This window comes from Devosia sp., assembly GCF_039927955.1.
Lineage (GTDB): Bacteria > Pseudomonadota > Alphaproteobacteria > Rhizobiales > Devosiaceae > Devosia.
This window is the reverse complement of the sequence record NZ_JBDSUA010000009.1, coordinates 12,605-36,793: the sequence shown is the minus strand read 5'-3', so window position 1 is coordinate 36,793 and position 24,189 is coordinate 12,605. Positions and strand designations below refer to the sequence as shown.

27 protein-coding genes and 1 tRNA gene are annotated in these 24,189 nt (G+C 61.4%); 14 read left to right on the top strand and 14 right to left on the bottom strand.

Annotated features, from left to right (window positions below; genetic code table 11):
* A partial coding sequence (locus tag ABIT12_RS04270) for a hypothetical protein (protein ID WP_348045759.1) occupies positions 1–1,225 on the bottom strand: 1,225 nt, incomplete at its 3' end.
* Between the two features lie 308 nt (positions 1,226–1,533).
* Between ABIT12_RS04270 and ABIT12_RS04265 the strand changes: the two genes are divergently transcribed.
* The 3 genes from ABIT12_RS04265 (at position 1,534) to ABIT12_RS04255 (ending at position 2,469) form a co-directional block, all read left to right on the top strand.
* Positions 1,534–1,610: transfer RNA gene (locus tag ABIT12_RS04265), tRNA-His, on the top strand.
* A gap of 106 nt (positions 1,611–1,716) precedes the next feature.
* Complete coding sequence (locus tag ABIT12_RS04260) at positions 1,717–1,914, top strand: hypothetical protein (RefSeq protein WP_348045757.1); 198 nt, start codon at positions 1,717–1,719, stop codon at positions 1,912–1,914.
* A gap of 132 nt (positions 1,915–2,046) precedes the next feature.
* Positions 2,047–2,469 (top strand): hypothetical protein, encoded by a 423-nt coding sequence (locus ABIT12_RS04255; protein ID WP_348045755.1) that lies wholly within the window; start codon positions 2,047–2,049, stop codon positions 2,467–2,469.
* 35 nt (positions 2,470–2,504) lie between these two features.
* Here ABIT12_RS04255 and ABIT12_RS04250 read toward each other — a convergent pair whose 3' ends face one another.
* The 3 genes from ABIT12_RS04250 to ABIT12_RS04240 form a co-directional block, all read right to left on the bottom strand.
* Positions 2,505–4,373 (bottom strand): pilus assembly protein TadG-related protein, encoded by a 1,869-nt coding sequence (locus ABIT12_RS04250; RefSeq protein WP_348045753.1) that lies wholly within the window; start codon positions 4,371–4,373, stop codon positions 2,505–2,507.
* Between the two features lie 100 nt (positions 4,374–4,473).
* Entirely contained in the window at positions 4,474–5,088 is a 615-nt protein-coding gene (locus ABIT12_RS04245; protein WP_348045751.1) for a L,D-transpeptidase, read from the bottom strand.
* A 153-nt stretch (positions 5,089–5,241) separates the two neighbouring features.
* A complete protein-coding gene (locus ABIT12_RS04240; protein ID WP_348045749.1) occupies positions 5,242–5,643 on the bottom strand; it encodes a response regulator in 402 nt (133 codons plus the stop codon).
* Between the two features lie 147 nt (positions 5,644–5,790).
* Between ABIT12_RS04240 and ABIT12_RS04235 the strand changes: the two genes are divergently transcribed.
* The 5 genes from ABIT12_RS04235 to hisG all read left to right on the top strand — a co-directional run bounded on the left by ABIT12_RS04235 (position 5,791) and on the right by hisG (position 10,716).
* Entirely contained in the window at positions 5,791–6,420 is a 630-nt protein-coding gene (locus ABIT12_RS04235) for a DNA-3-methyladenine glycosylase I (RefSeq protein WP_348045747.1), read from the top strand.
* 510 nt (positions 6,421–6,930) lie between these two features.
* Positions 6,931–7,182 carry a hypothetical protein gene (locus ABIT12_RS04230; RefSeq protein WP_348045745.1) on the top strand — a complete coding sequence of 84 codons (252 nt, stop codon included), beginning with the start codon at positions 6,931–6,933 and terminating at the stop codon, positions 7,180–7,182.
* Between the two features lie 144 nt (positions 7,183–7,326).
* Positions 7,327–8,823 (top strand): histidine--tRNA ligase, encoded by a 1,497-nt coding sequence (gene hisS / locus ABIT12_RS04225; protein ID WP_348045743.1) that lies wholly within the window; start codon positions 7,327–7,329, stop codon positions 8,821–8,823.
* 118 nt (positions 8,824–8,941) lie between these two features.
* Entirely contained in the window at positions 8,942–10,012 is a 1,071-nt protein-coding gene (locus tag ABIT12_RS04220; RefSeq protein WP_348045741.1) for an ATP phosphoribosyltransferase regulatory subunit, read from the top strand.
* Complete coding sequence (gene hisG / locus ABIT12_RS04215; protein WP_348045739.1) at positions 10,009–10,716, top strand: ATP phosphoribosyltransferase; 708 nt, start codon at positions 10,009–10,011, stop codon at positions 10,714–10,716. Before ABIT12_RS04220 ends, hisG begins: the two co-directional genes overlap by 4 nt.
* Positions 10,717–10,722: 6 nt before the next feature.
* Here hisG and ABIT12_RS04210 read toward each other — a convergent pair whose 3' ends face one another.
* Positions 10,723–11,196, bottom strand: a complete 474-nt coding sequence (locus ABIT12_RS04210) for an SRPBCC domain-containing protein (protein ID WP_348045737.1) — start codon at positions 11,194–11,196, stop codon at positions 10,723–10,725.
* Positions 11,197–11,319: 123 nt separating this feature from the next.
* Between ABIT12_RS04210 and ABIT12_RS04205 the strand changes: the two genes are divergently transcribed.
* Both ABIT12_RS04205 and ABIT12_RS04200 read left to right on the top strand, forming a co-directional pair.
* Positions 11,320–12,543, top strand: coding sequence for a glycosyltransferase family 2 protein (locus ABIT12_RS04205; protein ID WP_348045735.1), 1,224 nt, complete (start codon positions 11,320–11,322; stop codon positions 12,541–12,543).
* 1 nt (position 12,544) lies between these two features.
* A complete protein-coding gene (locus tag ABIT12_RS04200) occupies positions 12,545–13,294 on the top strand; it encodes a TSUP family transporter (RefSeq protein ID WP_348045733.1) in 750 nt (249 codons plus the stop codon).
* A 7-nt stretch (positions 13,295–13,301) separates the two neighbouring features.
* On the opposite strand, the gene ABIT12_RS04195 is transcribed toward ABIT12_RS04200, so the two are convergent.
* The 8 genes from ABIT12_RS04195 to ABIT12_RS04160 all read right to left on the bottom strand — a co-directional run bounded on the left by ABIT12_RS04195 (position 13,302) and on the right by ABIT12_RS04160 (position 19,024).
* Positions 13,302–14,180 carry an SEL1-like repeat protein gene (locus ABIT12_RS04195; RefSeq protein WP_348045731.1) on the bottom strand — a complete coding sequence of 293 codons (879 nt, stop codon included), beginning with the start codon at positions 14,178–14,180 and terminating at the stop codon, positions 13,302–13,304.
* Positions 14,181–14,322: 142 nt separating this feature from the next.
* Positions 14,323–15,051, bottom strand: coding sequence for an EF-hand domain-containing protein (locus ABIT12_RS04190; protein ID WP_348045729.1), 729 nt, complete (start codon positions 15,049–15,051; stop codon positions 14,323–14,325).
* 290 nt (positions 15,052–15,341) lie between these two features.
* Positions 15,342–15,575, bottom strand: a complete 234-nt coding sequence (locus ABIT12_RS04185; RefSeq protein ID WP_348045727.1) for a BrnA antitoxin family protein — start codon at positions 15,573–15,575, stop codon at positions 15,342–15,344.
* A gap of 90 nt (positions 15,576–15,665) precedes the next feature.
* Positions 15,666–16,157 carry a hypothetical protein gene (locus ABIT12_RS04180; RefSeq protein WP_348045725.1) on the bottom strand — a complete coding sequence of 164 codons (492 nt, stop codon included), beginning with the start codon at positions 16,155–16,157 and terminating at the stop codon, positions 15,666–15,668.
* A gap of 57 nt (positions 16,158–16,214) precedes the next feature.
* Positions 16,215–16,616 carry a type II toxin-antitoxin system HicB family antitoxin gene (locus ABIT12_RS04175; protein ID WP_348045723.1) on the bottom strand — a complete coding sequence of 134 codons (402 nt, stop codon included), beginning with the start codon at positions 16,614–16,616 and terminating at the stop codon, positions 16,215–16,217.
* Between the two features lies 1 nt (position 16,617).
* A complete protein-coding gene (locus tag ABIT12_RS04170) occupies positions 16,618–16,812 on the bottom strand; it encodes a type II toxin-antitoxin system HicA family toxin (RefSeq protein WP_348045721.1) in 195 nt (64 codons plus the stop codon).
* Between the two features lie 177 nt (positions 16,813–16,989).
* Entirely contained in the window at positions 16,990–18,633 is a 1,644-nt protein-coding gene (gene groL / locus ABIT12_RS04165; protein ID WP_348045719.1) for a chaperonin GroEL, read from the bottom strand.
* Positions 18,634–18,733: 100 nt separating this feature from the next.
* Positions 18,734–19,024, bottom strand: coding sequence for a co-chaperone GroES (locus ABIT12_RS04160; protein WP_348045717.1), 291 nt, complete (start codon positions 19,022–19,024; stop codon positions 18,734–18,736).
* Positions 19,025–19,113: 89 nt separating this feature from the next.
* On the opposite strand from ABIT12_RS04160, the gene ABIT12_RS04155 reads away from it, so the two are divergent.
* Both ABIT12_RS04155 and ABIT12_RS04150 read left to right on the top strand, forming a co-directional pair.
* A complete protein-coding gene (locus ABIT12_RS04155) occupies positions 19,114–19,599 on the top strand; it encodes a DUF427 domain-containing protein (RefSeq protein WP_348045715.1) in 486 nt (161 codons plus the stop codon).
* 216 nt (positions 19,600–19,815) lie between these two features.
* On the top strand, positions 19,816–20,019 hold the full coding sequence (locus tag ABIT12_RS04150) for a hypothetical protein (RefSeq protein WP_348045713.1): 204 nt from the start codon (positions 19,816–19,818) through the stop codon (positions 20,017–20,019).
* Positions 20,020–20,021: 2 nt separating this feature from the next.
* Here the strand turns inward: ABIT12_RS04150 and ABIT12_RS04145 are convergent, their stop codons facing one another.
* A complete protein-coding gene (locus ABIT12_RS04145) occupies positions 20,022–21,446 on the bottom strand; it encodes a sigma-54 dependent transcriptional regulator (protein ID WP_348045711.1) in 1,425 nt (474 codons plus the stop codon).
* A gap of 373 nt (positions 21,447–21,819) precedes the next feature.
* Here ABIT12_RS04145 and ABIT12_RS04140 point away from each other — a divergent pair, with 373 nt between their 5' ends.
* Entirely contained in the window at positions 21,820–23,064 is a 1,245-nt protein-coding gene (locus ABIT12_RS04140) for an EAL domain-containing protein (RefSeq protein ID WP_348045709.1), read from the top strand.
* A 253-nt stretch (positions 23,065–23,317) separates the two neighbouring features.
* Entirely contained in the window at positions 23,318–24,166 is an 849-nt protein-coding gene (locus tag ABIT12_RS04135) for a TIGR01459 family HAD-type hydrolase (RefSeq protein ID WP_348045707.1), read from the top strand.
* Positions 24,167–24,189: the final 23 nt, after the last annotated feature.

The window sequence follows — 24,189 nt, the reverse complement described above, 5'->3', positions numbered from 1 at the left end:
CGGCATTCTGCTCGGCGCTATCCATATCGCGCAACGCTTCCGACTGCTCGGCAAAGGCCGGCGCTTCGGCCGCAGCGATTTCGGGCAGCATTCCGCCTTCGCCATCCAGCGTCTGCAAGTCCTGCTGGTCGCTTTCGGCTACGTCTGGCAAAGCGCCTCTGTCCGCATCGAGCCGCTGCACATCCGCCATATCGGCCTCGGCATCGGTGCTCTCGGCCTCGTCGGCAACAAAACCTCGGCCAATAACCCGGAACAATTCCGGCGCCTGGGCCGCCATCTCCGCGGCCACGTCCGACAGCATCAGATCATCAGCGTCGGTCAGCGGCGAATAGAGATCGGCATGGTTGGCCATCCGGTCCATCAGGCCGGTCAACCGGCTGCTTGGCGCTGCCTCGGGCCGCGTATTTTCGTCCGTGGTGACAGGCTCGTTGGTCGGCTCCACCGCGTCTGTTGTCACCGACTCTGGGTCTGCCGCCCAGGTGTGCTCCGGCGTAGTTTCTGCCTCGGTGGCCTTGGCCTCCGGCTCAGCCTCAAACTGTTCCTCGGGCGCGATTGGTTCGGCAGCAGCAGTTTCCGCTTCGGGCTGAACATCGCGCTGCGGTTCTACCGCCTCGACCGCTTCCGCCGTCGGTTCAACGTGCGGCTCGTCACCCGCCGCGGTGTCCTCATGCCATTGGCCAAGGTCTTCGACATAGGCATGCTGATCGGCCTCGATGATAGCCCCGATTGGATCGGCCGACGGTTCTGGCGCCGTGTCGGTCGCACTATCGTTCGCAGCAACCACCGCCGTCGGCGCTTCGGCCTGGGGCTCGACCACCTCCGGTGCGTCAGCCACAGTCGCCACAACCGGCGCGTCGTCCGCCTCGTCCTCGAAAAATTCGGGCGCAATGGCGTCAACGCCAACGATCAGCACGGCGGTCTGCCCGCCCTCCCATTCCAGCGGTGTACAGGCACAGGTGGAAGAGGCCGGCTTGTCGCCTGCCAGAAACTGCACGCGTGACAGGCTGGAACGGCCCAGCGAGCCGAGCCGGGCAATGCGCGCCACCTGGCCCTTGATCGGAGCGGCTGGCTGGGCCAGCTTGATGCCGTGCTTCTTGATCCGGCCAAGGAAGAACGCCGCAGCCGGGTTGGACCACAACAGGGTCAACCCATCCTGCGACCAAAGCCATGCCGGGCGCGTGTCAGCCTCATGCTGCAAAACGCGTCGGCCGGTCGGGGTTGTCATCCAGTCGGCAGTCATATGGTCGTGCGATCCATTCCCAGGGGTCGGCTCGCCATTGTGCCAGCTTGGTACAAAATGGCAGAAAACTTAACACTTCCTCAATATAGTGCGCACCGGGCAGGGTCCATAGAGCCGGGTGCAGGCGGGCCATCCAAACGCTGGCATGGTTAAGTGCAAAAACCTTACGATCCGTCTGCGCGACCAGACAAATGCGGCAAATCCACAGGGTCGAAATAGGCGCTTGTCATTGCCGGATTCCCGCCCTATGTTCCGCGCGCTTTCGGGTGCTTTGGCGCCCTGCGGGAGCTTTCGCCGCCTTAGCTCAGTTGGTTAGAGCGCTAGATTGTGGATCTAGAGGTCCTCGGTTCGATCCCGAGAGGTGGTACCACCGCCATTGCCGTCGCAACCCGATTGCGTATCGGCACGCCGGCGTCCGGCATCTTGCCACCCGGCAGCGCTTCAACGATCAGCCATCGCGGCTCGGCAGGAAAACCATGGCAATAGTCTTCCGGCGGCATGACACCATTGCGCAAAACCTGTCGTCAGCCGATCGCTCGTCCTATGCGCGTCTTAAAGCTGCCCTGATCGCACGCCAAACCAGTCAGGCCGAGGCGGACAGCCAGCTCGACGCGTTCTTCTGGAAGTGTTTTGAAGACGACGCAGAAGACGAAGGCGACGATCAGGAACCCTGAAGCCGTCGAACGCCTGTTCGCCAAAGCCGATCACAGATCGTCCTTGCGTCGCAACCCTTCGTGGTAAACGCGCATTAACACTGCAACGGTGGCCGGCAGCAAACCGCGGCGGCGTTGTTACAGGAGCACGTCATGAGGATTTTACAGGCATCTTTTGCCTTGGGCGCCGTTTTGGTCGCCCTTTCTGGCCCAACTCTTACGGCAAATGCCGAATCTGGCGGCGCCAGCGCTTCGGCGCAGCCAGCAGACCCCAGCGGGCAATTCAAAGACAAGTTTGGTACCGCTTTCAAGTTCGCCCTGTGCGGTGGCGGAACTGATCTGTGCGGCGTGCTGCTCGACGTTCAGGGCAAGTCGCGCACCGATGAGAACCTTGCCTATGTCAATAAGCAGGTCCTCAAGGCAGCCCAGAGCGCTCCGAACGAGTGGAAAGGCACCGTGATGTTTGACGGTAGCGAGGCCTCTGCCACCATCACCCAGACCGGGCCGGACTCCATCGAAGTCCAGGGCTGCAAGGCGGCAGTGCTCTGCCAGACGCTGGTCTTCACCCGCGTATAAAGTTCAATCGGCGCCTTCTGGCGCCGGCTTCCATACTATTGCGCCAGGCGCAGCGCCGACAACTGGGCAGCGATGCTCTTGAACACTGGCGTCAACTCGGCGGACGTTGCCGGAAAATACGCCTTGTCCGTTGAACTCGCACAGTTTTTTAGCATGGTTTCCACTACGGCCTGCGTACTCTGGGTGACGCTCGCAGTAGCTAGGCCGATGGTATAAATGTCGATGCCGGCGCCGGATTCCTTGGCATTGGTACACGTCTGCACGGTGCGATTGTTCATTTCGGTCACCATGTCCGCATTGGGCGGATTGGTGAGCGAACCAAGGCGCAGGTTGTACGGCCAGCCATAGGCCGAATACCAGATCGAGCCGTTCATGGCGCGGATGGCGTTCTGCACGCTGTTGCCGCTGACATTGTAGGCGGTATTTTCGCCGTCGGTCATGATGATCATGACCTTTTTGGTCGCCGTGCCATAGGCCGCGCCCTGGGTAAACGGCGCGCCGGGCGACAGCACCCGGAAGCCCCAGGCGGCCCCCTCATGAATATTGGTGCCGCCATCGGCGATCATGTCGGTAATGGTCTGCTGCACGTTGGCAGGATTGCTGGTCAGCGGCAGGATCGGTTCACGCGTGCAGTCGGCATTGGGGCCGGTCGAGAACGCGGATCCGGTCACCGCACCGTTATATTTGCACAGGCGCTCCTGCAGTTCGCGGTCGGACAGACCCTGTGCATCGTAGGAGACGCCGCAGGTGCGAACGCGGCTATAGGTGCGGTTGCTGCCGCTGCCGGAATAGGTGCTGGTGCCGCTGTCTGTCAGCCATGGGGCCGTGGAAGAGCAGGTGCAGCTCAGCGATCCTTTGTTGACCCCCGTCAGCACATAGGCATTGGTCACCGTGCCGCCGCTGCAACTGCTGTAGGACGAACACTTGGTTTTGGTCTCGGTCCACTGGCAATTGCCGGTAACCTTGCAGGCTGCGGGATTGTCGCTCAGATAGCTTTGATAGCCTGAGCCGACCGACGCTATGGTGTCCGGCAGGTCCGGTGAAAATTGCGGTACGAACAGCGTATTGCCCGCAACTGGAGCCGTATCGTCGGTGTCCAGATAATGCGCGCCGCCGCCTGTGCTGGCTGTATGCGGTCGTGCCTCAACGCAGCCGCGCCAGGCTTCCCCAACACTGGCAAACAGGGCAAGCCGGTTGACCGGGCCGGCAAAAGCGGTGCTGTCATTGTCGTCCGAGTCAAAATTGTCTTTTGCGGTCGGCGACGCGCCGGTCTTGTCGATCCAGCTTTGGGTGGAATTGGTCGGATCGACATTGACGAATATGGTGAAGGGCACCACGCCCACCTTGACGTTGGACACCAGCGTCGCACCGCTGGCCGGGGCGCAGGTCGTCGCGTCCACGGCCGAATAGAACAGGATATTGGTGGCGCAGGCCGCTGCGGTCTTGAGGTTGGTCATGCGGGCCGAATTCTGCATCGACCCCGAATTGTCGAGTACAAAGACAACTTCCAGCGCCAGCTTCTTGCGCGTCGCCTGCGAAAGCACCGTCGCGCCCATATGCTGCACGCCCACCAGCGATACAAAGATCGTCGGCATGTCCATACGCGCCGTCAGCAGCAGCGAACCGTCGGTGACGTTGATTGTCGGGTTGTCCATGGTAATGGTGACCCGCGCATCGTCGACACGTTCGATGGTCAGCGCCAGCGCCTTGGCCTTGATGTCGGCGGCGTTCAGCGGCACGTCGAACACGCGGTTCTGCAGGGCAAGCGCGGCGGCATCCAGCGCCACCTGCATGCGGGTTTTCGTCTGCTGCAGGGACACAAAGTCCACCACCGCACCTGAAAAGGCCACAAGGACCACCGCGAGTATGGCAAAAATGATGCCAAAGACGCCGCGCTGGTCCACGCCGAACCGCCTGACAAGCGATACCAAGGCATTCATCGAGCCGCACCCATACCGAAACGACCCTGAGCAGGCCGGGTGTCACTGTGCTGGAAAATCCTTATTAAAGAACGATCACTTTGGTGTTCAGTTTTACGCGCTCGTACAAATCGATCACATCTGTGTTGGTCATGCGGATGCAGCCGGACGACACGTTGAGCCCGATGCTCCACGGCTCCGTGGTGCCGTGAATGCGGTAGAGCGTTGAGCCGATATACATCGCCCGCGCCCCCAGCGGATTGTTCGGCCCGCCTTCCATGTGGCGCGGCAGGTCTGGCCGGCGCTGCAGCATTTCCGCCGGTGGGGTCCAGCCGGGCCATTCGGCCTTGCGGGTAATCTGGTGGACGCCGTTCCATTCGAAGCCGGATTTGGCGACACCGATGCCGTAGCGCAACGCCCGGCCATCGCCGAGCACGAAATACAGGTAGTGCTCGCCGGTATTGATGACGATGGTGCCGCTGTGCTCGCTCGTCGGATATTGCACGATCTGGCGCAGGAACGCCGGATTGACCTGGTAACTGGCCTGCAATTGCAGGCTGTTGCGCGGGGTATTCTTGGTCAGCGTCATGCCCGGAGGTGGGGTGTAATAAACCTTGTTGGCCTGGATGCCATTGGCAAAGCTGGCCACCGGCAGCATTGAAATACTCAGCAACAGCGCCAGCGCGCCTTTTGCAACCATACGCGGGGGAGCCATATCAGCACTCGCACAACAGGGATTGCCGCGGTCGATCCGCAGCCTGTCCCGATCATTGCGAAAAAAGGCCAATTTGGCGTGAACCGGCATGGTTAAGCCATTGCCGACAGGCGTGGTGAACATCCGGTAAACGGCTGCCTAGAGAAAGAATTCGTCGGTCGCGGCGGCCTGAAACCCGCCCGACGGCGCCAGCACCTTGCCTAATGCAACGCCCAATTGCTCGGCGCTGAATGGTTTGACCAGGATTTCGTTGACGCCCAGTTCGCGGGCCCGGGTAATGTTCTCCCGGCTCGCATAGGCCGTCATCAGGATCACCGGAAGCGTGCAGGCCGGCCCGAACCGTGGATCGCGCAGCACCTGCATCAGCCCGGCGCCGCTGATTTCCGGCATATACCAGTCCATCAGCATCACATCGTAATCCTGGCTCAGCAGCGCCAGTATCGCCTGCGCGCCGCTGTCGGCCTCATCGACCTGGCTGATGCCAATCTTGTTGAAACTCACCGTCGAGATGGCGCGCGCGTAGCTATTGTCGTCTACCACTAGCGCTCGTAAGCGGCCCGGTATCTGCACAGCCGTTATCCCTCCGGCAAAAGCTGTTTCGGCACGGGTGAAAGGCTTCGCCGCCCTGTCCCATCACTTGCGTGTTTCCACAGACTATGGCTGGCTCATAGTAACCAGAGGCTACCCATGTCAATCGCGCACACCACTGATACTGCCGATATGCGCCCGCGCTGCATCTGGCCTGGCGCCGATCCGCTCTATATTCAGTATCATGACATGGAATGGGGCCGTCCCGTCACCTCCGATACCCGCCTGTTCGAAAAAATCTGCCTCGAAGGATTTCAGGCGGGGCTGTCCTGGATCACCATCCTGCGCAAGCGCCAACGTTTTCGCGAAGTCTTTCACGGTTTCAACATTCCCAGGGTCGCCGCCATGACCGATGAGGACGTCGATCGCCTGCTGCTCGATCCCGGCATCATCCGCCACCGCGGCAAGATCGTTGCCGCCATCAACAATGCCAGCCGCGCCATGGAAGTACAAAAAGAGTTCGGCTCGCTCGCCGCCTATTTCTGGAGTTTCGAACCCCACCTCGAAACTCGCCCTACCACCATCACCCACGCCTCGGTGCTGGCCATGCCCCATACCGAAGCCTCCAGGGCGCTCTCCAAAGACCTGCGCAAACGCGGCTTCAACTTCGTCGGCCCCACCACCTGCTATGCCTTCATGCAGGCCATGGGCCTGGTCAACGACCACATCCAGGGCTGCTTCTGCCGCGCCGAGTGCGAAGCGGAACGCACCGCGCTGGTGAGGCCCTGACCTAGCCAAGTTCGCAGTCTTCACCCTCGCCCCTTGCGGGAGAGGGACAGATTTCCTGCGTTCAGCAGGAAATCAGGGTGAGGGGTTGCTTCCGCAGGCGCTGACTTTCAGGGAGAAACCCCTCATCCGCCCTTCGGGCACCTTCTCCCGCAAGGGGAGAAGGGAAGGCGCTAATGGTTGTGTCTTCCCCGCAACACCGCGCCCCTTCTGCGTCATCCCGCCGCATCCGCGCTTGGCGAACACGTCGGCGTGAGTTACACATCAAACGTCCACACTAGCCCCAAGGGAGACGCACATGACAGTCATTGCAATCGCGTTCCGCCAGGGCACTCATATGCACGGTTGGCACCGAGGCTAAGCCTCAACGCGCCGCTGCATCGACCGGTCCCCGGTCGTGGACTTTCAAACCCCAACTGAACTGATGTGCTGAATCCGGCTCGCTCGCGATCCGTGCTCCGCCATCATTCCCAACCCAACAGAGGCCGGCCGCGTCACGCGACCGGAACCATCATGACCTATGACACGCTTGACCAGCGTAGCGTTGCGCTGCGCCCTGAAACCCACATCGCCAATGCTGTGCTGCAGCTTGGTCTGTTCAAAGTGCTCATCACCGCGCTCCGTGCCTGGTGGAGCCGCCCACGCCTGCCGCCCAACCTGCCCGACCGGCTACGCGCCGATGTCGGCCTGCCGCCAGAACAGCGTCGACCGCACTGGATCGAGCAGGGCTACACCACGGTCGATTTCGACCGCTTCACGCGGTAGGCCTTTCGATCCCTCAGTCGACGCCCTCCCCGCAACGGGGAGGGTGTCGACTGCAAATTCAGTCGCCTCCGCAAACACCAACCCCACCATTGTCACTCCACCCCCGATCCGCTACGAACACCCCGAGTTTGCAGGACTGCCAAAATGACCGAAAAAACCAGGCTGATCGCGCCACGCCTGCCGCGTGGCTTTGAAGACCGTACCCCCGGCGAAATCGCCGCCGTCGGGCAGATGATCGACAAGATCAAGGCGGTTTACGAGCGCTATGGCTTTGATCCGGTCGAAACCCCGCTGTTTGAATATACCGAGACGCTGGGCAAGTTCCTGCCTGATACCGATCGTCCCAATGCCGGCGTGTTTTCGCTGCAGGACGATGACGAACAATGGATGAGCCTGCGCTACGACCTGACCGCGCCGCTCGCCCGCCACTTTGCCGAGAATTTTGAAACCCTGCCCAAGCCCTACCGCTCCTACCGCCAGGGCTACGTGTTCCGCAACGAACGCCCGGGTCCGGGACGATTCCGTCAGTTCATGCAGTTCGACGCCGACACCGTCGGCGCCGCCGGCCCCGAAGCCGACGCCGAAATGTGCATGATGATGGCCGATGTGATGGATGCGCTTGGGTTGGCCGGGAAGTATGTGGTCAAGGTCAACAACCGCAAGGTGCTCGATGGTGTCTTGCAGGCTGCTGGCGTTGCCACCGAAGAGCAAAAACTCATCGTGCTGCGCGCCATCGACAAACTCGACAAGTTCGGCACCGAAGGTGTCAAGCTGCTGCTCGGGGCAGGGCGTAAGGATGAAAGCGGCGACTTCACCAAAGGCGCCGGTCTTAACGCCGAGCAGATTGCTACGCTCGTCGGCTATATCGACAGCGGCACTCCCGCTGCAGGCGTTGAAAAGGGCAGCAACGCGCATGTGGTTGCCGTTATCAACACTCTGGCGGGGCTTATCGGCAGTTCTGAAGTGGGCCTTCAAGGTGTGCGGGAGCTTGCCGGCATCTCCGGTCTGGTTAGCGCCGCCGGCTTCAACGGCCGCGTTATTCTGGACCCGTCCGTCGTCCGGGGGCTCGAATACTACACCGGCCCAGTCTTCGAAATCGAACTGACCTTCCAGGTCACCAACGAAAAGGGCCAGCCGGTTGTTTTTGGTTCCGTTGGTGGCGGTGGCCGTTACGATGGTCTTGTCTCCCGCTTCCGCCGCGAACCGGTGCCCGCCACCGGCTTTTCCATCGGCGTCTCGCGCCTGTTCAATGCGCTCAAGCTCACCCAGAACGTCACCACCGCCGAACCGGTCGGCCCGGTCGTCGTGCTGGTGATGGATAAGGACCAGACTGCCGGTTATCAGGCCATGGTCTCGGAGCTCCGCCGTGCCGGCATTCGCGCCGAAATGTTCCTCGGCAATTCCAAGAATTTCGGCAAGCAGATCGCCTATGCCGACAAGCGCAATGCCCCGGCCGTCATCATCGAAGGCAGCCAGGAACGCGAAGCCGGCAAAGTCCAGATCAAGGACCTGATCGCCGGCACGCAGGCCGCCGCCGCCATCACCGACAACGCCGAATGGAAAGCCGCCCGCCCCGGCCAGTTCGAATGCGAACGGGCCGGTTTGGTCGAGGCCATCCAGAAACTGCTGGCAGAGCAGTGATGTTCCGCCACACGCTCAACCCACTCGGTGTCACCCCGGCGCAGGCCGGGGCCTATCCTGAGATGTCGAGATGGATCCCGGCCTGCGCCGGCATGACACCGCGCTTTTGGTGCGACCAATGACCACCCCCGCCGAACGCCGCACCGCCCTCGAAGCCCTGGTCGAAGCGCAATCTGCCACCCGCGCCAATCCGCCCCTGCTGCTCTCTGCCGATCCCTATTTCGACCTCGCCGGCGAGGAATTCGGTCGCCGCCTGCTGCTGACCATGTCCACCACCGGCGCCGAATATTGCTTGCGCCCGGATTTCACCCTGCCCATCGTGCAGAACTACATCAGCGACGGCGTCGGCAAGCCTGCCGCCTTCGGCTATCTCGGTCCGATCTTTCGCCAGCGCGACGATGGCCCCGCCGAATTCGATCAGGCGGGCCTTGAGCTTTTGGCCCAGACCGATCCCGATGTGGCGCTCGATCAGGTGTTCACCTTCGCCCGCGCTGCGCTTGAGCTGTTCGAGGTCAAGGCTCCGGCCATCCGTCTCGGCGGGGTTGGGTTGTTCGAAGCCCTGCTGGCCCAGGCCGACATGCCCGATCCATGGCGCCCGCGCATCCGTCATCGCTTCGGCCACACCGAAGCGCTCACGCGCCTGCTGGCCCGCCTCGCCGCTGCCCCAGATGTGGAGCGCACCGCCCAGCCCACGCTGAAGACGCTGCTCAACGACATCACCGAGCAGATGGTGGCCGCTGGCCTCAGCCTGTCCGAAGGCCGCACTCCGGTTGAAATCGCCGACCGCTACCTCGAACAGCAGGCGCTTGATGCCGAACACGTTCCGGCGGAAACGCTGAAAATGCTGGGCGATTACCTCGCCATTTCCGGCCCCGCTTTGCAGGCGCTGGTCCGCGTCGAACAGCTCGCCTGGCGCTATCGGCTCGATCTCAGCGCACCGCTGAAAACCCTGCGCCATCACCTGACCGCGCTCGGCCCCAATGCCGATGTCACCTTCGATGCCAGCTTTTCGCCCCGGCTCGATTATTACACCGGCATCGTCTTTGAAATCACCGGGCAGGGCGGCGAAGTCCTCGCCTCCGGCGGCCAGTATGACCGGCTGCTGGAACGCCTCGGCGCCCGTGCGCCCATCGCCGCCTCCGGCTGCGCCCTCTGGGTCGACCGACTCGAAGCGGAGACCGCGCCATGACCGGCATTACCCTCGCCGTCCCCTCCAAGGGCCGCCTTGAAGAACTGACCCGCGACTGGTTCGCCGCCAGGGGCCTGACCATCACCCGCCCCGGCGGCGCCCGCTCCTATCTCGGCGCCATCGAAGGCCATCCCGAAATCACCGTTCGCTTCTTTCCGGCATCGGAGATCGCCCGCGAACTCATTCGCGGCTCCATCGATTTCGGTGTGACGGGCCTGGACCTGATCCACGAAACCTCGGAAACCGGGCCACAAAACGTCGTCTTCGCTCAAGCCCTCGGCTTCGGCGGCGCTGACGTCGTCGTCGCTGTCCCCGCGCCGTGGATCGATGTCACCCACATGCACGATCTGGCCGATGTCGCCTCGGATTTCCGCTCGCGTCACGGCCGCTGGCTGCGCATCGCCACCAAATACATCACCATCACCCGCCAGCATTTCGCGCTGGCCGGCATCGCCGAATACCGGATCGTGGAAAGCCTAGGCGCCACCGAAGCGGCCCCCGCCTCGGGCGTGGCCGATATCATCGTCGATATCACCACCACCGGCTCGACGCTGACCGCCAACGCGCTGCGCGTGCTCGACGATGGCGTGCTGCTCAAGAGCGAAGCCAACCTGATCATCTCGCGCGCCGCCAAGTGGACCGACCGCCGCCGGGGTCAGTTGGATGGCGTACTCGAAAAGCTCGGGATCAGTGCGAAGTTCTAGGCCGCGCTATTCCCGCCGCACTCCATAAACCTTGCCCAGCACCGCCTCCAGCTTGTCAAAATTCTGCTCGTTGGCGGGCAGGATGATGTGCTTGATCCCGTCGAAATAGGCCTGGCTTTCAAACACCATCTGCATGCTCAGCAGCATCCCGTCCGGATGCGCGGCAAAATGGGTGAGATTGGTATAATGCGGCGTGCCCTGTTGCTCGAAGCCGAGATAGTGCGCAAATCCCAGCACGTGCGGCGCCTCGATCGCGGTGAACACCGCCAGGTTATCATAACCCTTGCCGTCCGGGCCGCGCAGCACGTGCTTCCAATGCCCGCCAACCGAGAGATCAAACGTTTCGATCTCGTCGCCGAACCCAACCGGACCCCACCATTGCGCCACGATCTTTGGATCGGTCCACGCCGCAAAAACTTCCTCCGGCGTGTAGGGCAGAACCCGGGTCGTCACCACGCCTGCATCGATCTCGCGATTCATGTCGGTCCCAAATAGTTAAGTGTATGCCTAACTAACATTGGAGGTGTATAAGGTCAACACCAACGCATTGCCACCTAACCCGATTCACGGCAGAACCATAAGGCGCTGGGCAGGGGACGGGTTTTGGCGGACGCACTTGAGCTGACCATTCTGATGCCATGCCTGAACGAGGCCGAAACCCTCGCCATCTGCATCGCCAAGGCCCAGAGTTTTCTCGACCGAACCGGCATTGCTGGCGAAATCCTGATTGCCGATAATGGCTCGACCGACGGCTCGCAGGCCATTGCAGCGGCCGGAGGCGCCCGCGTGCAGCCCATCCCGGAGCGCGGCTATGGCGCGGCGCTGGCTGGCGGCATTTCGGCAGCGCGCGGCCGCTTCATCATCATGGGCGACGCCGACGACAGCTACGACTTTGCCAATCTCGACGCCTTCGTGGCCGAACTCCGCGCCGGCAAGGCGCTGGTCATGGGCAATCGCTTCAAGGGCGGCATCGCCCCCGGAGCCATGCCATGGCATCACAAATATATCGGCAATCCGGCGTTGTCCTTCCTGGGCAAACTGTTCTTCAAAACCGTCGCCAGCGATTTCCATTGCGGCCTGCGCGGCTTTGATCGGCAGGCGATCCTGGGGCTCAATCTGCGCACTACCGGCATGGAATTCGCCTCCGAAATGCTGGTGAAAGCCACGCTGTCCGGCCTGCCGGTCGCCGAAGTGCCCACCACGCTGAGCAAGGATGGCCGCTCGCGCCCGCCCCATCTGCGCTCCTTTCGCGATGGCTGGCGGCATCTGCGCTTCCTGCTGCTGTTCTCGCCGCGTTGGCTGTTTTTGTATCCGGGCATCGCGCTGACGCTGATTGGCCTGTTGGCCGGCGCCATCCTGCTGGTCGGCCCCCTGCGTGTCGGGCACGTGGTGTTTGGCCTGCACACTTTCCTCGTTGCTGCCATGTGCGTCATTGTCGGCGTGCAGTCGATTTCGTTTGCGGTGATCGGCCGACGCTTTGCCTCGCGCTATGGCTTTATTCCGCGCTCCGGCACCTATCATGACATTCTGGAGGCGCTAAGTCTCGAGCGTATCCTGCTCGCGGCCATGCTGCTGATGGCCCTGGGCGTCGCAGCTTTGCTCTGGGGCTTTGCGCAATGGGCGGCCCGCGATTTTGGTCCGCTCAATGCCTCAACCACCATGCGGGCCATGATCCTCGCCATCACCGCGCTGGTCACTGGCTTCCAGTTGATGATGAGCGGCTTCATGTCCTCGATGATCAACATTCCTCTCTACGAACGCCGCATCGCCGACGCGCCGCCGCCGGACGATCCGATGCAGCGTCGTCGCCACACGGACCCTCATTGATATGCTTGATCCACTGGTTCTGCTGGCGCTTGCCGCCGTCGGCCTGCTCGCCGGCTTTGTTGATGCGATTGCTGGCGGCGGCGGCATGATCGCGCTGCCGGCGCTGCTCTCGGTCGGCCTGCCGCCGGTCTCGGCGCTGGCCACCAACAAGCTGCAATCGGTGTTCGGCACCGGCATGGCCGCCATCACCTATTGGCGGCGCGGTTTCATCACGCTCAAGGCGCTGTTGCCGTCCATCGCGCTCACCTATGTCGGCAGTTTCGTCGGCGCGCTGGTGGTCAAGCGCATCGATATCTCGTTGCTCAACATCGCCGTGCCGGTCGCCCTGATCGGCATCGCGCTCTATTTCCTGTTCGCGCCCAACCTGTCCGATGCCGACAAGGCCGCACGTCTGCCCTTTGCCCGGTTCGTGCCGCTCATGGGTTTCGCCATCGGCTTTTACGATGGCATTTTCGGCCCTGGCACCGGCTCGTTTCTCACCATCGGCTTCGTCATGCTGTTCGGCCTCGGGCTTACCCGCGCCTCGGGTAATACCAAAATCCTCAACCTCACCTCGAACCTCGCCGCGCTCACCATCTTCATCCCGTCGGGCGACGTGGTCTGGCCCGCCGCTATCGCCATGGCCATCGGCCAGCTCATCGGCGGCTATATCGGCGCCCGCACTGGCATCCGCTTCGGTGCCAAGCTCATCCGCCCGCTGGTCGTGGTGGTCTCGATCGCCTTGGCGCTGCGCCTGCTGTTCTTCCGCTGAGCGAAGCCTACTGCGCCGTTCCGAACGCCGCCTTCACCGCCGCCATGGTCTTGGGGCCAAAGCTGCCATCGATCGAGCCGACATAGAACCCGTCCTGCAGCAGCATCTGCTGCATGCTGCGCCGGAAGTTTGGTGACGTATCGGCGCTGCCGATGCGCTGCAGCTGCTCCAGTGCCACTTTCACCCCATGGGTCAGGGCGTAATAGGCCAGTTCGGCCGATTTCTGCGTATCCTTGCGCACGCCGCCCTCGCCATAAAGATAGCTCAGCGCCAGCGACCAATGCGCGTTGGGCTCGCCTGCATCGACAGCTTTCTGATACCAGGCGACAGCCTCTTCACTATCCTTGGCCACGCCCCGGCCGTCAAAATACATGCTGCCGAGCTGATACATCGAATAACCATAGCCAGCGTCTGCCGCCTGGTGGAACCAGTAGATCGCCTGCTCGAAGTCTTTCGTTACCCCTTCGCCGGCCTGATACATCAGTGCCAGGTTATTCTTGGCCACGATCGAGCCGGCATCGGCGGAGCGCTGGTAATATTGCACGGCCTTTTCGTCATCGACGGCAACGAAATCGCCGAAATCATACATCAATCCCAGCTCGTTCAGCGCCGTGGCGTTCTCGACTTCTTCGGCCAGCGAATAGAGCCTGAATGCTGTTTCATAGTCCGGTGCCGAACCATCGGTCGGATAGGCCGCTGCATCCGCCTGAGCTAAAATCTCCTGCAGGTCGTCAGCATTGTGCGGATCAAGCGCGGCGTCCTGCACTGGCGCAACCTGTTCCACTGGCGCCGTCGGTTTATGCTTTTCCTTGGCGTAGGCCATTTCGGCCTGTCCACCAGCCATAGCCAGAGCCACACCCACCACCAGCAAAACGCGCGTCAACATTGCTCGAACTCCCCAATCCTTGCCTGCGCCACTAAAATGAAACGCCCTTGCCCAACTGTCAAATCTCTCCCCGACCGATAAGGACGAAAACGCCCGCCACGATTGCTCGGGCGGGCGCAAAGTTGATTGCTCGTCTGGACGGTCAGGCCGTTTCGTTGAACAGGCTGCGGAGTGACGCGAGGAAATCCGCTGACGTTTTGTCTGACGTCGACTTGTAGGCACTCTGGGCAAGGCTGAGCAGCGTGGTGTCGGCAGAGCTGTCGCTGCTGTCGTCACCGGACGCGTCAGGTGGCGGACCACCTGGTGGCGGCCCACCGGGACCACCCGGCCCACCTTTGCCCTGAGCTTTGGCTTCGTCACCAAGCGCCGAAGCCAGTTTGTCGAAGAAGGTGTTGGACTCGGTTTCGTTGATCGAGCCATCGCCGTTTCCGTCGATCATGCTGAACAGGCTCTTCAGGCCGTTCTCGCCGATCTTGCTCTTGTCGGCTTCTGCCGAGAATTCTTCGAGGCTCACCCCGCCGCTGCCGTCTTTGTCGGTGGCGGAGAAGATATTTGCCTTGTCCTGGCTGCTCAATTGCTGGGCCATGAACTGTATCGACTGGCGTTGATCCGCCATTTTGGTGTCGAATGCGTCTTTTTCAGTGCTGGAAATCCCGCCGCTTTGGTCGGTATCCATCGCCTTGAACAATTGTTCGGCGCGTTTGGTAGAGTCGGTGCCCGAAGCGCCCTTGGGCGCTGCGGTGAGCAATTCGTCGAGCGTCAGATTGCCGTCGGAATCGCCGTCCAGCTTTTCAAAACTGGGCGGTTTGAAGTGTGGGCGATTGGTGCGCGATAGCGCACTGCTCGCACTGGTGCTTGAGATCGACATCATTGCCCTCTGCTGTCGTAACCCCAAATCGGGGTCTCAGGCAGCAAGCGCCATCGTGGTTAAGAGGGCCTTAACATGTGTGGCAATCACGGGCGCGTTACCGCAATTTAATAATTCGGCAAGCTTGGTAAGCCGGCAGAAATTGCCTGCGAGGGTGTGTTGAAATTCACGTCAGGGTGAGACGAAAACGGTGGTTTTCGAGAACCGGAGCGGAGCGTACGTTTTGTACGTGAGCACCGGAAGCGCAGAAAATCGCTGTTTGGAGGCCACCCTGACGTGAATAGCGGCGCACCCTACTCAAGGCCCGCGGCTGCGCGCAGCGCCGCGTTGATCCGCTCCTGCCACCCCGGACCCTCATCCTGAAAGTGCTCCAGCACATCCCGGTCCAGCCGCAGCGTCACCATTTCCTTGCCGGACGGCGGCGTCACGCTTTTGGGCTTTTCCACGGCTGGCGCGCTGGTCGCGGATTTGAACGCCGCCTCGGCGCGGTCAATGGCACTGGTCGGGCGGCGGGTCGGAGTTTTCATCAGAAATCCATCATATCCACGGTGTCATTCCGGTCCCCGGGCCGCTTTGCGCCCGAGCATAAACTCCGACCGGAATCCAGTTCTGCTATTCTAAGGCGCGCAAGGCTTCCCGACCAGCATGTCGAGGCTCCCCTTGGCCACCTTCAGCGCGGCCTTCTCGATATGCAACGGCGAAAACTGTGGCGTGTCCTGCACCGCCGGCTGCACCAGCCGCAACGTATAGCATCCGGCAAAGACCTTATGCTTGCCGGCACGGCTTTGCGCATCGATGGCAACGGGCAGCGTATAGTAGGTACTCCCGGCTGCGCCGTCGCTGATTTCCGCACCGGTCTTGACGCTCACGCTGGCGGTATCGGCATAGCCCGCCTTGAAATCTTCATAAGAGGCGCCAGCTGCATCGATACCGAAATACGAATAGGCCCGCGAATATTCCTGCCGGTTGATCGCGTTGTAAAACGACGCAACCACACTCGACGCAGTAGATCGATCATCGAGATAATCCGGTCGATCCTGTCCACTCGCGGGCAACAACGGCATCAAACTGGCCGCAACAATCAACGAAGCCGCAATTCTGGCGCGCATGTATCTCTCCCGTTGGGCGGACCGTGCCTGCGCTCCACGGCAGATTTGCGGCAAAACTCACTCCACCAGTTCGCGCCGCACGGCGGAGGCAATAAAGGCTGACCGCGTTTGCCCGCGCGACTTTGCTTCGTCGTCAATTGCCCGCAGCAAGCCCAGATCGAGTGAAACGTTGATGCGTGTTGTCGATCCAAGGTCGCGGACCAGATGAACAAGGGCAAAACTTGCTCCCTCAAGCTCTTCAGCGAATTCGGCGTCGCTCCGAATTTCCTCAATCGAACGTGGATCCGGAACGACATCGCCGTCTGCTTCCATCCCGCTGACGTGGAAAGCCAATGCCTCAGTGCCATTGGCAATCACCGCGTCCACGGTTTCGCCAACTGAGATACAGCCGGGAAAATCCGGAAAGCTGATCCCATAGTCCGTATCGGGGTCCTTGTGGACAAATGCTACGTAACGCATGTCACCTCTTCAGCCAGCCGGCCTGCTTGTAAATCGAGCGAACAGTACCAATTGGAATGTCGCTGTTTGGATGTGGAACTGTTACTCGCCCCGCCCGCTCGGGATGCTTGAACTGGTGATGGTCGCCATTAACGTCAACATGATACCAGCCGTCATGCGTCAGCAGCCTGATCAGCTTCCGGCTATTTCTTTCCAAGGCTAAACCCCTTCATTTATTTTCCATATATGAAGCTCGCCTACGGAGTGTGTAGCATTATACACACTTTTGGTGATGCAAACAAACAAAAAGGGCGCAGTGTTTCCACTGCGCCTTTCCACGAAGTCGGTGACTGGGAAGTAACGAGACCTCGAAGCCTTATTGGGAAAGCGTGGACTAGAAGTCCATGCCACCCATGCCGCCCATGCCGCCACCGCCGCCGCCCATCTGGGGTGCTGCGTCTTTTGGCAGTTCAGCAATCATGGCTTCGGTGGTGATCAGCAGCGAGGCAACCGAAGCTGCGTCCTGCAGGGCGGTGCGAACCACCTTGACCGGGTCAACGATGCCCATGGCGATCATATCGCCATATTCGCCAGTTGCGGCGTTGTAGCCGAACGTCTGCGAGGCATTTTCCAGGATCTTGCCGACAACCACGGAGCCTTCGTCGCCAGCATTGTTGGCGATCTGGCGTGCTGGTTCCTGCAGGGCACGACGGACGATATTGATGCCGGCCTGCTGGTCAGAGTTTGCACCCTTGGCCTTCAGGTTGGCCGAAGCGCGCAGCAGCGCGGTGCCGCCGCCGGGGACGATGCCTTCTTCGACAGCTGCGCGGGTTGCGTTCAGCGCGTCGTCAACACGGTCCTTGCGTTCCTTGACTTCGATTTCGGTCGAGCCGCCGACCTTGATCACTGCAACACCGCCAGCCAGCTTGGCCAGACGTTCCTGCAGCTTTTCCTTGTCGTAGTCCGAAGTGGTTTCTTCGATCTGCGACTTGATCTGGGCAACGCGGCCCTGGATGTCGTCCTTGGAACCAGCGCCATCAACGATGGTGGTGTTTTCCTTGGTGATTTCGACCTTCTTGGCGGTGCCAAGCATGTCGAGAGTGACGTTTTCCAGCTTGATGCCAAGGTCTTCCGAGATCACCTGGCCACCGGTCAGGATCGCGATGTCTTCCAGCATTGCCTTGCGACGATCGCCGAAGCCTGGAGCCTTGACGGCTGCAACCTTGAGGCCACCGCGCAGGCGGTTGACCACCAGAGTGGCAAGGGCTTCGCCTTCAATGTCTTCGGCAATGATCAGCAGCGGGCGCTGCGACTGCACGACAGCTTCCAGAATCGGCAGGATCGCCTGCAGGTTGCTCAGCTTTTTTTCGTGCAGCAGGATCAGGGGCTCTTCGAGCACTGCCGTCATCTTTTCGGCATTGGTCACGAAGTAAGGCGACAGGTAACCGCGGTCGAACTGCATGCCTTCAACGACATCGAGTTCGGTCTCGGCGGTCTTGGCTTCTTCGACGGTGATTACACCCTCGTTGCCAACCTTCTGCATGGCTTCGGCAATCATGTCGCCGATCGATGATTCACCGTTGGCCGAAATGGTGCCGACCTGGGCAACTTCGGACGACGAGGTAATCTTCTTGGCGCTGGCCTTGAGGTTTTCGACGACTTCAGCAACGGCCAGATCGATACCGCGCTTCAGGTCCATCGGGTTCATGCCGGCAGCAACGGCCTTGACACCTTCATTGACGATCGACTGGCCCAGAACCGTAGCGGTCGTGGTGCCGTCGCCGGCAGTGTCATTGGTCTTGGAGGCCACGGCGCGCAGCATCTGGGCGCCCATGTTTTCGAACTTGTCTTCGAGTTCGATTTCCTTGGCGACGGTGACGCCGTCCTTGGTGATGCGCGGTGCGCCGAACGACTTTTCGATAACAACGTTACGACCCTTTGGGCCCAGCGTTACCTTGACCGCATTGGCCAGGATGTTGACGCCGCGCAGCATCTTGTCGCGGGCTTCGGTGGAGAACTTGACTTCTTTGGCTGCCATGTGAGGCGCTCCTTGAGAATGAATGGGGAAAGCGAAGGGTAGAGAACTGTTCGACAGTTCCACGCCAGCTGACCGCCAGAGTGGAATTGGCGGGCGGTTTCTAGGCTTCGACGACGCCCATGATGTCCGATTCCTTCATGATAAGAAGGTCTTCGCCGTTCACCTTGACCTCGGTGCCGCTCCACTTGCCGAACAGGATGCGATCACCGGCCTTGACGTCTGGAACGACGCGGGCGCCGTTGTCGTCACGGGCGCCGGGACCAACCGAAACCACGATGCCTTCGGAGGGCTTTTCCTTGGCGGTGTCTGGGATGATGATCCCGCCTTTGGTCTTTTCTTCGCCATCGAGGCGGCGGACGACCACGCGGTCGTGCAGAGGACGGAAGCTCATGTTTGCTCCTTATGAGACAGTTGCTGACTGCAAATTTGCGCTTGTTAGCACTCGCGATTGTAGAGTGCTAACCGCTGACCGGGGATATAGTGGACAGGTCCCGGAGCGTCAAGGTCGCCACACACGCCGATGTGTTCGATTATGGCTTGCCGCAACCATTTGCCGGGCCGATGGTTTTGCCATCATCACGCAATCAGCACTGGCAGGAAATCATGACATCGCAATGTCTGCCCAAGGATATCAAGATCAAACCCGCTGCAGGCCGCATCCGCGTCATCTTTGATGATGCCGAAATCGCCAATACCACCAATGCCTTGGAGCTTGATGAGCCGGGCGCGCCGCTGCGGCTCTATATCCCCCGCGAGGATGTGCGCCCGGATATCCTGGAGGCGTCCAGCACTCATACTACTTGCCCATACAAGGGCGAGGCATCTTACTATACAATCAAAACCCTGACCGCGACCGGCAATGACGGCGTTTGGTACTATCCAAACCCCTGCGCACTGGTCGAGCCGATCCGCGATCATCTGGCGTTCTGGGGCGACAAGATAAAATTCCAGCACGATCCGGCCTGATCCGGCCGCCTCCGCTGATCACATCTGGGAACCCGCGGTTCGCAAAGTGCATTGGTCCCCCTCAGGAGGAATTCAAAATGCTTGCTTTGATGATTGTCGGCGTAACCACGGTTCTGGCCGTAGTGACCATGAAATCCAACCACGTCACGCGCGACTAGAACCAATCATGCCACGCACGACTAGAAATTGTGCGCGGTATCAGGCATAAGCCGCGCCATGACCGAAAACACTTCAAAACTTGAAATCAAGCTGCGCGCCAAGGGCGGCGCTGGCCAATCCACCAACTGGCATTGGGAAATCGTCAATGCCACCGGTGAAGTCGTCAAATCCGGCTCCGCCGTCGGCGTCGAGGCTCGTGCCTTCACCACCGCCCGCGTTGCCCGCGACAAGCTGGTCAAGGCCGAAGCCAAGGCTAAGTAGGCTCACGCCACCGCGCTGACCATTTCCGCCCAGCTTTGGCGTTTGCGATAAATCGTCGACGGGCTGATCTCCAGCGCCGCGGCGGCCAGCGAGATATTGCCGCCAAACCGCGCAATCGCGTCTTCGATGATATGCTGCTCCTGCTGCCACATCGGCAGGATGGCGCTGGTTTTGTCGCGCACCGGAACCGCCGGGGCAGGGGCGCGGTTTTGCCCCTCGATATCGGCGGCAGCGCACATGAGGGCGGAAATTTCCCCGCCATCGAACATCACCACCAGCCGGCGCACCAGGTTCTGCAACTGGCGCACATTGCCTGGCCATTCATTGGCGATCAGCCCGCTGGCCGCTTCCGAACTGAACCCGGAAAACGCCTTGCGCTCTTCGCGTGCATAGCGCTCAAGGAAATGCCGCGCCAATACCATGATGTCAGTGGGCCGCTGCCGCAGCGGGGGCAGGTGGATCGGCAGCACATGCAGCCGGTAGAACAGATCCTCGCGGAACTTTTTTTCGGTAATCAACTGCATCGGATTGCGATTGGTGGCGCAGATCACCCGCACATCCACCTGCCGCTCGCTGGCGTCGCCAACCCGGCTCAGCGTCCCGGTCTGCAAAAACCGCAACAGCTTGGATTGCAGCGACAGGTCCATTTCCCCGATTTCGTCGAGAAACAGCGTGCCGCCATCGGCGAGTTCCGCTGCGCCCTTGCGGTCTTCATGCGCCCCGGTATAGGCGCCGCGCGCCACGCCGAACAGTTCGCTTTCCATCAGGTCACGCGGGATTGCCGCGCAATTGATTGCCACGATCGGCTTGCCGACCCGTGGTCCCTTGGCGTGCAGCGCCTCGGCACACACATCCTTGCCGGTGCCACTTTCGCCGGTAATGAACACCGGCGCTGCAGAGGGCGCAATGCGCTCGATCTGCTCATAAACAAACTGCATGGCGCTCGAGGCGCCGATAAAGCCGGCAAAATCCGCCACCCCAGTGGGCGCCGTCGCTTCGATGCTCAGTGTCTTGCCGTGGCGCTGCGCCAGTTCACCGATCCGCGCTGCCATGCCCGGACCATTGATCGGCTTGACCACATAGTCATGGGCGCCGGCCCGCATTGCGGCTACCGCACCGGAAATCGATGCCCCGTCCGATAGCGCCAGCACCAAGGCACCTTCGGCCAGTTTCACCAGCCGCGCCACCACATCCTCGGTGCGCTCGCTGACATCGGCAATGCTGGAAAGATCGGCCAGAACAATATCGAACGCGCCGCTGCGCAACGCCTCGATCGCCTGCTTGCCATTGGCAACAGCCTGAATTCTCGGCGCCGCAACCAGGCACCCTGACAGGCCGGCAGCCAGCAATCTGGCGGTCGCAGCGTCCCGGTCGATCAGCAGCAGCGTCCCTTGGGACTCTGGGTCGGCTCGGTTCAGCATCGGCATAAAGGCCCGTCCCCACTCGAAGTCGTCTTGCGCCTCCGCAGACCCGATATCTGTCCGCGAAGCCGCCTTGGTTTTTTGATTGTTGACGAACAGGGTAAATATTCCGTTCCGCCGAAGGGGCGTGCTGAGATTCACGTCAGGGTGAGCCGAAAAGGGTGATTTTCGAGAACCGGAGCGGAACGTACGTTCGGTACGTGAGCACCGGAAGCGCAGAAACTCACCCTTTGCAGGCCACCATCACTGAATTTCAGCACGCCCGGGCAAATGGAGTACGGACAAGTGGCGATAGGGCGCCCAGCCCGCTTTTTTGCCCACAGCCATGGTGCTAAGAGAAATAGCCCGAATCTTTCGGCAATGGAGCGCAGGTCCGCTCGTGCAGGCATTGGTCTATACCTTCATCGCGTTCGCCAGCCTCGGCATCGGGGGCACGGCCTATTTCGGCCTGACCTTCACCCCGCTTGAATCGATCATGCTGGCGACTGTGTTTGGCTGCGTCGCCGTAGTGCTGGTCGAACGCTCCCTGCGCCAGCGCGCCGAGACCCGGCTGGAGCGCGGCATCGAAGATTTGTCGCGCCTGCTCTCGACCGATGCCCAGGCCGGTGCCGTGCTCGGACAGCGCATCAATGCCCTGGCCGATGTCGATGCCGGCCGCCGCCTCGAAGGCGTCGAGGCCGATATTTCGGTGCTGGGCACGGTGATTCGGCAGGTCGCCGAAGCCGTCGCCGAACTGGAAGAGCGCACCAAAAAGGCCAATGCCGCCGCTGGCGGACGCCCCACCACCTATACCACGGCCATCGCGCCGCCCCCGCCGCCGCGCGACCCCGAGCCGACCATTCCGCTCGAAATGCTGCGCCAGGCGGTGGACGACAATCGCCTGATCTATCATATCCAGCCCGTTGTCACCCTGCCGCAGCGTCGTCCGTTCGGTTACGATCTGGTGCCGCGCCTAATGCTCGAAGATGGTGATCTGGCCGACAAGATCGATTTCATGCCGCGCCAGAAGGGCGACGATGTGGTCCGCCATATCGAAGGCATTGCGCTGGTCGAAGCGGTCACCATCGGCCGCCGCGCCCGCACCGGCGGCCAGCCGATCAACCTGTTCATCCCGCTGTCGCGCGCCACTCTGGGCCAGACCGATTCCGCTGAACAATTGCTTGTCACCATCGAGGCCAACCGCGCCATCGCCCCCGGCATGACCTTCCTGATCAACGAAACCGATTGGCTGAACCTGACCACCGGCGAGCGCGCCGTCGCCGATGCCATGGCCAAGAAGGGCGTTGGTTTCTCGCTGGCCAATGTCAAATCGCTGCGTCTCGATGTTGCCGAACTGGCCGCCCAATCGGTCCGCTCGCTGCGTGTCGATGCCGGCCGCTTCCTGCAGGAGCCGGCCGTTTATACCGATTTCCAGCCCTCCGACATCGCCAACTATCTCGGCCGTTTCAATGTCGACCTGATGGCCACCGGCATTTCCAGCGAATCGCAAATCCTCGATCTGCTCGATGACGGCATCACCCTGGTCCAGGGCAACCACATCGCCGCCCCCGGCCCGGTGCGACCGGACCTGGTGATCGAACGGCCAAGGACGCAGGCCAACGCCAGGCGGGCCGAGGTTCAGTAGGCGCTGCCCACCGCCCTCCCAGTCGTCACCCCTCTCCCCTTGAGGGAGAGGGACAGATTTTCTGCGTTCAGCAGAAAATCAGGGTGAGGGGTTGCCTCCGCAAACGCTGAGCTAAGCAAGACACCCCTCATCCGCCCTTTGGGCACCTTCTCCCTCAAGGGGCGAAGGAGGGACGTATTCGCATCCCACCCATGACTTGATTATTTCCCCAAACCTGCCAAATCCCACCCATTGCCTCCAAGCGCAGGTTTTCATGCCCACACAATCCGGCCTATCCCAGCTCGCCACCGCCTATGACGCGCTGCTCTGCGATGTCTGGGGCGTGGTCCATAACGGCATCGAACCGTTTCCCTCCGCAGTCGAAGCGCTGGTCAACTATCGCGCCCACGGTGGCCACGTCGTTTTCATCACCAATGCGCCGCGCCCCTCCGGCGAAATCGTCGACATGCTCGATCACATGGGCGTTCCCCGCAGCGCCTGGGACGCCATGGCCTCGTCAGGCGATGCCAGCCGCACCTTGATCGCGCCCTACAAGGGCAAGGTGATCCACCATGTCGGCCCCGCCACCGCCGACGATGCGCTTTACGAAGGCCTCGGGGTCATTCGGGGCAGGGCGGAAGACGCCGAAGTCGTCGTCGTCACCGATCTCGATAGCGATGATGAAACCCCCGACGACTATGCCGCCCGCGTCCGGCTCTGGCTTAAGCGTGGCCTGCCGATGATCTGCGCCAATCCCGACAAGATCGTCGAACATGGCGACCAACTGATCTATTGCGGCGGCGCTCTGGGTGATTATTACGCCGAGCGCGGTGGTCAGGTGCAGATGGCCGGCAAGCCCTTTACCCCGATATACGATGAGGCCATGCGCCTCGCCGAACAGTCTGCCGGTCGCAAGCTCGATAAATCCCGCGTTCTGGCCATCGGCGATAGTGTGCGCACCGATGCCACTGGTGCTGCCAATTTCGGGATCGACCTGCTCTTCGTCACCGGCTCCATCCACGCTGCCGATTTCGTCGATGGCGCTGATTCGGCGTCGGTCGAAGCGCTCGTCGCCCCCAGCGGCGCGCGCTTGGCGGCCTTCCTGCCCCGGCTTGCCTGGTAGGCTTGCAATCTAAGCGGGGGCGA

What these genes read in the sequence shown, in the direction of transcription:
- ABIT12_RS04260 (WP_348045757.1), top strand. Translation starts at nt 1,717, where the DNA reads ATGGCAATAGTCTTCCGGCGGCATGACACCATTGCGCAAAACCTGTCG.
- ABIT12_RS04255 (WP_348045755.1), top strand. Translation starts at nt 2,047, where the DNA reads ATGAGGATTTTACAGGCATCTTTTGCCTTGGGCGCCGTTTTGGTCGCC.
- ABIT12_RS04245 (WP_348045751.1), bottom strand. Translation starts at nt 5,088, where the DNA reads ATGGTTGCAAAAGGCGCGCTGGCGCTGTTGCTGAGTATTTCAATGCTG.
- ABIT12_RS04235 (WP_348045747.1), top strand. Translation starts at nt 5,791, where the DNA reads ATGTCAATCGCGCACACCACTGATACTGCCGATATGCGCCCGCGCTGC.
- ABIT12_RS04230 (WP_348045745.1), top strand. Translation starts at nt 6,931, where the DNA reads ATGACCTATGACACGCTTGACCAGCGTAGCGTTGCGCTGCGCCCTGAA.
- hisS (WP_348045743.1), top strand. Translation starts at nt 7,327, where the DNA reads ATGACCGAAAAAACCAGGCTGATCGCGCCACGCCTGCCGCGTGGCTTT.
- ABIT12_RS04220 (WP_348045741.1), top strand. Translation starts at nt 8,942, where the DNA reads ATGACCACCCCCGCCGAACGCCGCACCGCCCTCGAAGCCCTGGTCGAA.
- hisG (WP_348045739.1), top strand. Translation starts at nt 10,009, where the DNA reads ATGACCGGCATTACCCTCGCCGTCCCCTCCAAGGGCCGCCTTGAAGAA.
- ABIT12_RS04210 (WP_348045737.1), bottom strand. Translation starts at nt 11,196, where the DNA reads ATGAATCGCGAGATCGATGCAGGCGTGGTGACGACCCGGGTTCTGCCC.
- ABIT12_RS04200 (WP_348045733.1), top strand. Translation starts at nt 12,545, where the DNA reads ATGCTTGATCCACTGGTTCTGCTGGCGCTTGCCGCCGTCGGCCTGCTC.
- ABIT12_RS04195 (WP_348045731.1), bottom strand. Translation starts at nt 14,180, where the DNA reads ATGTTGACGCGCGTTTTGCTGGTGGTGGGTGTGGCTCTGGCTATGGCT.
- ABIT12_RS04190 (WP_348045729.1), bottom strand. Translation starts at nt 15,051, where the DNA reads ATGATGTCGATCTCAAGCACCAGTGCGAGCAGTGCGCTATCGCGCACC.
- ABIT12_RS04185 (WP_348045727.1), bottom strand. Translation starts at nt 15,575, where the DNA reads ATGAAAACTCCGACCCGCCGCCCGACCAGTGCCATTGACCGCGCCGAG.
- ABIT12_RS04180 (WP_348045725.1), bottom strand. Translation starts at nt 16,157, where the DNA reads ATGCGCGCCAGAATTGCGGCTTCGTTGATTGTTGCGGCCAGTTTGATG.
- ABIT12_RS04175 (WP_348045723.1), bottom strand. Translation starts at nt 16,616, where the DNA reads ATGCGTTACGTAGCATTTGTCCACAAGGACCCCGATACGGACTATGGG.
- groL (WP_348045719.1), bottom strand. Translation starts at nt 18,633, where the DNA reads ATGGCAGCCAAAGAAGTCAAGTTCTCCACCGAAGCCCGCGACAAGATG.
- ABIT12_RS04160 (WP_348045717.1), bottom strand. Translation starts at nt 19,024, where the DNA reads ATGAGCTTCCGTCCTCTGCACGACCGCGTGGTCGTCCGCCGCCTCGAT.
- ABIT12_RS04150 (WP_348045713.1), top strand. Translation starts at nt 19,816, where the DNA reads ATGACCGAAAACACTTCAAAACTTGAAATCAAGCTGCGCGCCAAGGGC.
- ABIT12_RS04145 (WP_348045711.1), bottom strand. Translation starts at nt 21,446, where the DNA reads ATGCCGATGCTGAACCGAGCCGACCCAGAGTCCCAAGGGACGCTGCTG.
- ABIT12_RS04135 (WP_348045707.1), top strand. Translation starts at nt 23,318, where the DNA reads ATGCCCACACAATCCGGCCTATCCCAGCTCGCCACCGCCTATGACGCG.